A 6,800-nucleotide genomic window follows, 5' to 3' on the forward strand; every position below is an offset into this window, starting at 1 on the left:
GCGGTGCCTTCGGGCACTCCGACAGGGCCGCCTCTACCCCAACCGGATAGAACTGGCCTCGGGCCGGCCGGGCCCCACGTCCCGTGGACGGGAAATGCTACGCATTTCCACTTTTCTGCTCAGCCCAATTCTTCGCACCGTTCTTTGTTCGCGCGCCGGCGGACGCTCCAAAACAAAGGCCTCGCCCTCGCTGCTGCTGCACGAGGACGAGGCGCGAAAAATCACAGCACTCTCAAAACTCAATCGATCCGAAGAAAGTCGCCGCGAAGGTCGAATTCCAGATCGGTCTTGTCCGAAAGTTCGACTTCATATTTGTCCGATTCGCGCTCGATGGAGACAACGAACAACCGGGGATAATGGTCGGATACGTAACGGGCGATCCGCTCCGGAAGCACGGAGGTCGGAACGGCGGTGCGGCCGCAATCGACCTGAGTCCATTCGCCCCGGTGGTTGAAGTCGATCTCACACCCGCCGGCGAGTTTCACGTCGTACGACCGGCCGTCGGCGTCATCTTCAACTTTGATCTGACGAAGGCTCAGGGTCGAGAAGTGTTTGCGAAGAAAGGTCTGGGCCTGCGGAGGCAGGGTGGTCGGGTCGGTGGTGTAGACGGTTCTCTCGCCGGGGGAGGCCTCTTTCTCACTGACCGAAACGGATTTCTCGCCGGCAAAGGCGAAGGTGCCGAGGGCGGCGCCGAACAGCAGGCTGAAGAATAACTTTTTCATAGCTTTACCTGATAGATGATTGATTCGATAAAAACTTCGACGGGGTTATCTGCAAATTTCGTGCAAATAACCCCGTCGGGGTCAAAGATTCCAGCCCGAAAAAGGAGGTCGGTGCCGGAATGCTATGTGTGCGCCGGATCAGGCTTCTTTGAGAATCGCGAGCGCTTTGTCCAGAATCGTCCGGTCGTCGAGCATAACAATCCCCCCGTCCGGTCCTTGTTCGATATGCAATCCCGAAGGATTCCCTTCGCCCGATTTGTAGTGTGTGCCACCGAAGTAGTTGCGAACGGTGTCCACATCGATCCCCAATTCATCCGCGATCCGCTGCATGCTCCCGCTGGGCAGGCTGTCTTTGATCCGCCGCAGTTCGTTGAAAGTGATGGTATTCATTGGCGTGAGGTTTTAAATTCTCTATAAAGTAACGCAATTTTCCGGTGATTTCAAAATCGGGGCGGAAATTTTCACCGGGCGGGAGAGGATTCGGAGATTACCGGTTCTGGATCAGTCGGCGCAAGGTGCCGGAAATCTGAGTGTTATCCTGACGGCCGCGGAACTGTTCGGAGCCGACGCCGAGGGCGAAGACGGGCACGTAGGTGGCCGAATGGCTGCCGGTCGTCCAGCCGGCGCCGGAATAACGGGCCAGCAGGTCGACGGCCCGGTCGGCACAACGGGAGGGCCGTTCGCCGTAGGCTTTTTCGAGGTCGGCCCAGTCGGCTTCGCTCAGCGAAACGAGGCTGCCGAAGCCCATCTTTTCGCTCAGCAGGGCTTTGGCGGCGGCCCAGTCGGCAGTCTGGCCGATGGCGTGTTTCAGGGCGCCGCGGGAGCATTTCTGGGCGTTCAAAAGGCCGAAATAGGTATCGTATCCGAGGTTGCCGCGCCCCAAGGCGAGGCCGCCGGTCTCGTGGTCGGCGGTGACGACGATGAGGGTCTCTTCGGGGTGGCGGAGGTAGAATTCGACGGCGACGTGGATGGCATCGTCGAAGTCTTTGACCTCCTGAACGAGCGAGGCGGCATCGTTGTCATGGGCGGCCCAGTCGATCTGGCCGCCTTCGACCATCAGAAAGAAGCCGTTCCGGGCGCCGCCGTCGCGCATCAGAAAGTCGATGGAGCGGCGGGTGATGGCGGAAAGGGTCAGGTCGCCGGGCTGACGGTCGATGGCCAGCGGCAGTTTCGAGGGGTCGGCGGCGGTGTCCTGAACGAGCACGGCGCGTTTGCCATTGAGTTTGCCGTCGCCGCGGGCGATGCTGTAGCCGGCGTCGGTCAGGGCGTCGTAGACGGAGCGCTGATCGGCGGCATCGGCCGGGGCGGCGGGTTTCAGGAACCCGGCGCCGGCATAGAGGTCAAGGCCGGTCTCAGGGGCGTCCATGCCGATCTCGTGGTACATGCCGCGATCGGGCCGGTGGCCGAAAAAGGCGGCGGGGGTGGCGTGGTCGATGCTCACGGAGGTGGCGACGCCGCTCCGCATACCCTGCTCTTTGGCGGCGACGGCAATACTATAGACCGGCTCGGTGTGGTCGGCGTTCATACCGATGGTGCCGACGGAGGTCTTCTCGCCGGAGGCGAGAGCGGTGCCGGCGGCGGCGGAGTCGGTCATCCGGCGGTTGGCACACCAGGTGGTGGCGAAACCGACGACGGGAAAGCGGGTGAAGCGCAGGGAGCCGAAGGCGACGGGGTCGTCCTGTTCATCGGCGAGGCAGGCTTCGGTCAATGCCAGCGCGTTATGGCCCATGCCGTCGCCGATGAAATAAAAGATATACTTGGGTTGTTCGTCGGCGCGGCTCACGAGGATGCCGACGAGCAGAAAAAGGAGAATAAGGATCCTTTTCATGGAATAATAAAAAGTTTGGTTATTTCAGTTAAAAAGCACCCAAAGATAACGATTCGAAAGGAATTTCAAGGGCACTCGGGAAGGAAGAAAACACGAAGAAACGTACGGGGTTTCCGGCAAAATAAGAGTGGCGAGCCGGGTTATCCGCAGAGGGGCCTGTTCATGTTTCTCCTGGAGAAAAAGGAGCGCCGCGGCCCGGTAGGTCGCGGCGCTCCCGTTCGCTGAACAGAGGCAGGTCGCCCTTACTCTTCCTCTTTCACGAGGTTGAATTTGGCGGAGATCTCCTTCTGTTCGATGGCCTGACGGAGGTTGAACCGGCGGCGCTGGGTGATGTAGCCTGCCTTCTCGCAGACCACTTCGACCTGGACGTTGCCGGAGTTATTGAAGGTCAAGCCCTTGACATCGAAGGTCTCGGTGGTCTCGTAGGGGGTCGAACCGACGAAGTTCTGGTTGGTGTTCTTCACTTCGGGGGTGGACGACACGATGCGGAGCGAAACGTCGGCACCTTTGGGCGAGGAGTCGATGTACCACCGGATGACGGTCGATTCGAGGGCGGTGTTGCCGGCACCGGTCACCTGTTTGTTCTTCTCCTGCCCGGGCGAGGCGGAACGCTTGAGAAAGAAGGCGATCCGATCCCAGTCGATATCACGAAGAGCATAGGCGTAGGCGGTGTTCAGGGCTCGCGAGCCGGCGAGAAAATCGCTGCCGCTGCCTCCGACACTGGCGCGGCCTACGGCCACGACGCTGGGATAGACGAGCTTCCCGCTCTGGTCGTGCACCTGGACGTTGAGCTGCACGGTACCCGACCAGCCGACGCCGGAGAGGTAGCTGAGGTTGAACTCGCGAATGGCGAGGGTCAGCAGGTAGTCGGTCGAGATGTCGGCGTCGAGGTTGAAGCCCATCGTGCGCATGTAACGCCGGGCGTTCTCCGATACGAACGACAGGACTTCGGGGTTGACGGAGACCTGGGGCAGGCTGGTGGCGCTGGCGTCGTATTTCTGAAGAACGCGACCGTCGGCGCGCTCGTCGCGCACGTTGAGCCGGATGCCGTAGTCCAGCTCGACGAACCGGTTGGGGTGCGGATCCTCGGTCAGGGCGAGGTTCAGCACGCGGGGCTGGGGAGGGGCAGCGACTTTCTTGGCCACGCTGCACGAGACCAGACCGGCCAACAAGATCGTGCTCAAAAATGCAATCGTCTTTTTCATCGCTCTATCGGTCGGTTTTCAGTTTGACGATCTTGGCGGTCACGGTAGTCTTGTAGACGACTTCGTGTTTGTTCACCTGTTCGATGTTGGTGGAAATGGTGGGTTCGACGAAGGCGTCGGCGCCGTGCTCTTTGGCGATATTGATGGCCCGATAGATGGCGAGCCGGCGGGCGACGGACTCGGGATCGAAAACGAGTTGCCGCAAATCGGCAGCGTTGTAGTCGTTGGCGAAATAGCCGAGTTTGACAATGCCGGTAAATTCTCCGTCGGGGGCACCGAACCTGGCGGATTTCATCCCGAATTTAACTCCGAGTGAGAATTCGTTGTTTTGTTCGTAGACCCGAATCTCTTTCTTCGTCTTCCGGGCGACTACGGTGGCTTCGGCGGTGATGGTGTTCAGGATCTCGTAGTCGCCGCGCCGGAGATTCAAGTCGCCGAGCGGTGCGGTGTTGATGGTGTTCACGGCACGGGGCATGATGCGGGGTGCGGCGCAGGAGGCGAAAAGAACGACAGGAATAAGCAAGGATAAAATCTTTTTCATGACTGTTTGTTGTTTTGTTTGTCGATTGGAAAAAATGCGAGTCCGTCCGGTTCCGGTGGCGAGGACAAACAAAAAGCGCGGACTCGATTCTTTGCATGCCGGATTCTGAGGTCTTCCACAACCTGGTCCCCGAAACAAAGGAATAAAGCCCACGCTGGTAAACAGCATGGGCGTTCACTTTATTCCTCCGGGGACATTCTTTGTTTTGTGGAAGTTTCAGAATCCCGAAATACAAGCTAACGCCTTTTATCTATATGTCCTACTCTGTCAGGTTATCTGCTCATGGGCAAGGTTGGGTTTAATGTTCGACATGGTTGACTGGTGCAAACACGGGGTCTGCGAATACAAATTTACACTTTCTTCGGAATGTACGGACATTTTGGTACGAAAAACGGAGGCTGCCCGATAAACGGGCAGCCTCCGCGCAAAAATCAATGGTACCGACGTGTTATTTGGTCGGCTGCGGCCCGGCGGCTACCAGCGCCTTGCCTTCCGCGTTGTCGGTGTATTTTTCGAAGTTCTTCACGAACCGACCGGCGAGGTCTTCAGCTTTCTTGGTCCATTCGGCCGGATCGGCATAGGTGTCCCGCGGATCCAGGATCTTCGAATCTACGCCCGGCAGCGAGGTCGGCACTTTGAAGTTGAAGATCGGAATCATCTTGGTCTCTGCCTTGTCGATCGAGCCGTCCAAGATCGCGTCGATAATCCCGCGGGTGTCCTTAATGGAGATACGTTTGCCGGTCCCGTTCCAGCCGGTGTTGACCATATAGGCGGTCGCCCCCGAAGCTTTCATCCGCTTAACGAGTTCTTCGGCGTATTTGGTCGGGTGCAGGGTCAGGAAGGCCGCCCCGAAGCAGGCCGAGAAGGTCGGAGTCGGTTCGGTAATCCCGCGTTCGGTACCCGCCAGTTTAGCGGTAAAGCCCGACAGGAAGTAGTATTTGGTCTGTTCCGGCGTAAGAATCGACACCGGAGGCATCACGCCGAACGCATCGGCGGTCAGGAAGATCACCTTCTGCGCGGGACCTGCCTTCGACACCGGTTTCACGATGTTTTCGATGTGATAGATCGGGTACGATACACGGGTATTCTCCGTAACCGACTTGTCGTTGAAGTCGATCTTGCCGTTGGCATCCACCGTAACGTTTTCGAGCAGGGCATCCCGCTTGATCGCCTTGTAGATATCCGGTTCCGAATCCTTGTCGAGGTTGATCACCTTGGCATAACATCCCCCCTCGAAGTTGAAGACGCCGTTGTCGTCCCAGCCGTGTTCGTCGTCGCCGATGAGTTCGCGTTTCGGGTCGGTCGACAGCGTGGTTTTCCCAGTCCCCGACAGCCCGAAGAAGATTGCCACGTCGCCAGCTTTCCCCTTATTCGCGGAGCAGTGCATGGCAGCGATCCCGCGCAGCGGAAGGAGGTAGTTCATCATGGAGAAGATCCCTTTCTTCATTTCGCCGCCGTACCACGTCCCGCCGATGAGCTGCATCTTTTCGGTCAGGTTGAAGGCGACGAAGTTTTCGGAGTTCAGCCCCATGGCTTTCCAATTCGGGTTGGTGGTCTTCGACGCGTTCAGCACGACGAAGTCCGGTTCCCCGTAGTTCTTGAGTTCTTCTTCGGTCGGCCGGATGAACATGTTCTTCACGAAATGCGCCTGCCAGGCCACTTCGACGATAAACCGCACTTTCAGTCTGGTATCCGGGTTGGCGCCGCAGAAGGTGTCCATCACGTAGAGTTTCTTGCCGCTCAGTTCGTCGGTGGCGATCTTCTTCAGGTCGTTCCAAACGGCCTGGGTGATGGGTTTGTTGTCGTTCTTGGCGAAGTCGGAAGTCCACCATACGGTGTTTTCGGTGGTGGCGTCCTTCACGATATACTTGTCTTTCGGCGAACGGCCGGTGAAAACGCCGGTCATCACGTTCACGGCGCCGAGTTCGGTGTCGACACCTTTTTCATACCCGGTCAGGCAGTTGCAGGTCTCTGCTTTGTAGAGTTCTTCGTAAGACGGATTGTGGATGATCTCCTTCACGTCTTTGATGCCGTACTTGCTCAGGTCGATTGACATAACGGTTGGTTTTTAATGGTTTATGTTGTTTTTATTATTGTTTCGATGCGGATGCGGGACGCCTCGGTCGGGGCGAATCTCGGCAGGACAAAGATAAGAATAATTTTTTATTGTTAATCATTTCACAGTAAAAAGGGCGTTTTTCTCGAAAACTTTTTTCGGGGGTGTCGGAGGGCCCGCCCCGGGCTTCCGCAGCAACACTTCGGGGGCGACGGTGGACGTGTGCAACGGCGGATTCGGCTATTCGTCTTCCGCGAACGGTATATTCGGGGTGTACTTGGTTTTCGGCGAGACGAGCCTCAATCCCTGCAGTGCAAACTCTCGTGGCCACGGTCTTCAGTTGCGTTGCCTCTCGGAATAAACGGTGCGTGTCGCACTCACAACTGGCCGGGGCTACCCTAACAGGCAGCCTCTACCCTATTGGGCTGACACAGCCGCAGCGAAACGT

At 57.9% G+C, this 6,800-nt stretch carries 6 protein-coding genes; all 6 read right to left on the minus strand.

Annotation, left to right across the window (positions count from 1 at the left end; all coding sequences use genetic code 11):
* Nucleotides 1-239 precede the first annotated feature (239 nt).
* Nucleotides 240-722 (minus strand): PepSY-like domain-containing protein, encoded by a 483-nt coding sequence (locus QZ292_RS08920; protein ID WP_294600695.1) that lies wholly within the window; start codon nt 720-722, stop codon nt 240-242.
* A gap of 138 nt (nt 723-860) precedes the next feature.
* Complete coding sequence (locus QZ292_RS08925; protein WP_294600697.1) at nt 861-1,112, minus strand: DNA-binding protein; 252 nt, start codon at nt 1,110-1,112, stop codon at nt 861-863.
* A gap of 97 nt (nt 1,113-1,209) precedes the next feature.
* Entirely contained in the window at nt 1,210-2,550 is a 1,341-nt protein-coding gene (locus QZ292_RS08930) for an alkaline phosphatase (RefSeq protein ID WP_294600699.1), read from the minus strand.
* A gap of 242 nt (nt 2,551-2,792) precedes the next feature.
* Nucleotides 2,793-3,755: a hypothetical protein gene (locus tag QZ292_RS08935; protein WP_294600702.1), complete on the minus strand. Its 963-nt coding sequence runs from the start codon at nt 3,753-3,755 to the stop codon at nt 2,793-2,795.
* Nucleotides 3,756-3,759: 4 nt separating this feature from the next.
* Complete coding sequence (locus tag QZ292_RS08940) at nt 3,760-4,296, minus strand: hypothetical protein (RefSeq protein ID WP_294600704.1); 537 nt, start codon at nt 4,294-4,296, stop codon at nt 3,760-3,762.
* Between the two features lie 448 nt (nt 4,297-4,744).
* On the minus strand, nt 4,745-6,352 hold the full coding sequence (gene pckA, locus QZ292_RS08945) for a phosphoenolpyruvate carboxykinase (ATP) (RefSeq protein WP_294600706.1): 1,608 nt from the start codon (nt 6,350-6,352) through the stop codon (nt 4,745-4,747).
* Nucleotides 6,353-6,800: the final 448 nt, after the last annotated feature.

This window comes from uncultured Rikenella sp., assembly GCF_910577125.1.
In the GTDB taxonomy this organism is placed as follows: domain Bacteria; phylum Bacteroidota; class Bacteroidia; order Bacteroidales; family Rikenellaceae; genus Rikenella.

Coding starts and splice junctions, on each gene's coding strand:
- QZ292_RS08930 (WP_294600699.1), bottom strand. CDS start 2,550: ATGAAAAGGATCCTTATTCTCCTTTTTCTGCTCGTCGGCATCCTCGTG.
- pckA (WP_294600706.1), bottom strand. CDS start 6,352: ATGTCAATCGACCTGAGCAAGTACGGCATCAAAGACGTGAAGGAGATC.
- QZ292_RS08920 (WP_294600695.1), bottom strand. CDS start 722: ATGAAAAAGTTATTCTTCAGCCTGCTGTTCGGCGCCGCCCTCGGCACC.
- QZ292_RS08925 (WP_294600697.1), bottom strand. CDS start 1,112: ATGAATACCATCACTTTCAACGAACTGCGGCGGATCAAAGACAGCCTG.
- QZ292_RS08935 (WP_294600702.1), bottom strand. CDS start 3,755: ATGAAAAAGACGATTGCATTTTTGAGCACGATCTTGTTGGCCGGTCTG.
- QZ292_RS08940 (WP_294600704.1), bottom strand. CDS start 4,296: ATGAAAAAGATTTTATCCTTGCTTATTCCTGTCGTTCTTTTCGCCTCC.